Consider the following 1,923-nt stretch of genomic DNA (forward strand, 5'->3'; position numbering starts at 1 on the left):
GGATCGGGTAGGAGGCGGCCTCACGGCCGCCGTCCTCCCACACCACCGTGCGTACGGTTCCGTACACGGCGGTTCAGGCCATGCGGTTAAGCCGATTGATCGTATCCAGTATCGAGACCAGTCCAAGTCTGTCCCATAGCTTCTTCGGCAGCGCCTGATTCATATGCGGCGCTCCTGAGTTCCACCACGGGCCTCGGCCATTGAAGGCCGACTTGCAGGCACGCTCCTCGCTCAATCCCAGGCGCATCAGGTTGCGCGCCCTCGTAGAGGGCTGCTTCCATTGCCGCCAGATGACACAGCGAAGTTTGTGCCTGACCCAGCCATCCAGCTCTTCCAGTGGACGCTTGCTCTGGCTGAGCTTGAAGTAGCCTGCCCAGCCTCGCAGCACCGGGTTTACCCGCTCGATGACATTCGCCATCTTGTGGCCCCGCACCCCTCGCAGCAGTTCCCTGAGACGATCGCGCACACGGCGCAGGCTCATGGTTGCCACTCGCAGTCTAGGCTGCGAGTGCCAACTCATCCCATACCCCAGGTAGTCGCATTTCCACGACCCAGCCACGCGACTCTTGTCCCGATTCAGTCTCAGTTTCAGACGGTGATTCAGGAACCGCTCGACACTGGCCAGCACTCGTTCGCCAGCACGCGGACTACGGACATAAATGTTCGCGTCATCGGCATAGCGCACGAAGCGGTGGCCTCGCCGCTCCAACTCACGGTCGAGTTCATCGAGCAGGATGTTCGACAGCAGCGGCGAAAGCGGGCCGCCTTGCGGCGCCCCCTCCTGCCGATGGCTGACAACCCCGCCCGACATGACGCCCGCTTCGAGGTAACGGCGGATGAGTCTGAGCACCTGTTTGTCTTCGACATGGCGCTCAACACAGAACATCAGGATGTCGTGGTTGACCCGATCAAAGAACTTCTCCAGATCGAGTTCCACGCAACACCTATGACCCGCCGCCACATGGGTGCGGGCCATCTCGACAGCCTGGTGAGCGCTTCTGCCCGGACGGAAGCCGTAGCTATAGTCCGAGAACAGCGGATCGAAGATCGGCGTGAGCTGTTGCAGCAGGGCTTGCTGGATCAGGCGATCCACGACACTGGGAATGCCCAGTTGCCGCATACCGCCCTGCGGTTTGGGAATTTCGACCGCCCGCACTGCCTGGGGATGGTATTCACCTGCCAGCAGCCTGACCTTCAGGATGGGCCAATACTGTTTCACGTAGCCTGCCAAGTCGGCGACCGTCATGCCATCGGCACCCGGCGCCCCCTTGTTGCTGACCACGCGCTGATACGCACGCTTGAGATTCGCCGGTGCAAGCACCCGCTCCATCAGCGTGTCCGGCTCCGCGTTCATCCACGTCACCGACGCCGCCGATACCTCTGCGCTGTCAGGCGTCATCCTCGGCCTCTGGCCGGGACTCGGGGTGACAGTCTTCTCTTGGAGAAATTTCTGCATTTCGGTTATCGACGAGACGCTGACGCCTACTGGCGGCATGACCTGTTCGGCCCTTGATGGCGTGGTTGACCGCCACTTACTACGGCCTCGGCTGACTTCTGCACGCCCATCCCGTCGCCTCTCGACAATCGGTAGCACAATGGCAAGCGTACAGATCTCCCAGGGTAATTCGCGCGACCTTCCTGCTTATGCCTGTCGGATCTACGTCGCAGCGTTCCGTGCAAGTATCGGGCTTTGGCGATTATGGCCACCTCACCCCGCTGCGCCGCCTCATCCGCTTCCTGTTCGTCAGGCCAGCATTTTGCCTCGGGCTTCCTTCAGATTCGCAGTCGCCCGCGACACCCTTGCCTTCAGCTAACACTTCCCCTTGCCGGGTGTGTAGAGGACTTTCACCTCCAAGTCGCCAGGCTCACCACCACAGTGAACCCGACAGCGCCAGTCACGGCGCTACGCGCCATGCCTGGCGC

At 61.6% G+C, this 1,923-nt stretch carries 1 protein-coding gene; it reads right to left on the minus strand.

The genetic code is table 11. The features are described from left to right. Window positions 1-73: 73 nt before the first annotated feature. A complete protein-coding gene (ltrA, locus tag IEG05_RS22960) occupies window positions 74-1,495 on the minus strand; it encodes a group II intron reverse transcriptase/maturase (protein WP_042920460.1) in 1,422 nt (473 codons plus the stop codon). Between the last annotated feature and the right edge of the window lie 428 nt (window positions 1,496-1,923).

Source organism: Stutzerimonas kunmingensis, from assembly GCF_014764705.1.
GTDB lineage: Bacteria > Pseudomonadota > Gammaproteobacteria > Pseudomonadales > Pseudomonadaceae > Stutzerimonas.